Genomic DNA, 420 nt, shown 5'->3' with positions numbered 1-420 from the left:
CAGCCTGGACGTGGACGTGCTGGAGCTGAACCAGGACGCGTTCGACGAGCTGTCCGCCGCCAAGTCCCTCATCGTCATCCCCGGCGCCACCCACCTGTTCGAGGAGCCCGGCACGCTGGAGGAGGTGGCGCGCCGCGCGGCGGACTGGTTCACGCGACACCTGGATGCACCTCGACTGGAGGCGCGTGAATGAGCACGGAGCCATGGACCGGAGACGAGTCCCCGCCCCCTCGCTGGGAGGTCTTCTCCCGGGGCGGCGAGGTCGCGGTGCGAGGCGAGGGCCGCACGCCCGAGGTGGCCTTCGAGCAGGTCGCGGTCGCGCTGTGCACGCGCGTGACGGACCCGTCCACCGTGGAGGTGCGCGAGGAGGTGGACGTGGTGTGCGACGCCGTCGACCGGGAGGGGCTGCTGATGGACTGG

The 420-nt window shown here is 71.9% G+C and carries 1 protein-coding gene and 1 pseudogene; both read left to right on the top strand.

Features of this window, described 5'->3' with window-relative positions:
* A pseudogene (locus tag D7Y04_RS42955) lies at positions 1-193 on the top strand (hydrolase); the annotation flags it as partial.
* Positions 190-420 (top strand): archease (locus D7Y04_RS42950; RefSeq protein ID WP_147477360.1); only part of this gene is annotated, 231 nt, incomplete at its 3' end. The pseudogene D7Y04_RS42955 and the gene D7Y04_RS42950, both read left to right, overlap by 4 nt.

It is taken from the genome of Corallococcus sp. AB038B, from assembly GCF_003668955.1.
Classification (GTDB): domain Bacteria; phylum Myxococcota; class Myxococcia; order Myxococcales; family Myxococcaceae; genus Corallococcus; species Corallococcus exiguus.
The sequence above is the reverse complement of the archived record's forward strand: the minus strand, read 5'-3'. Positions and strand labels throughout refer to the sequence as shown.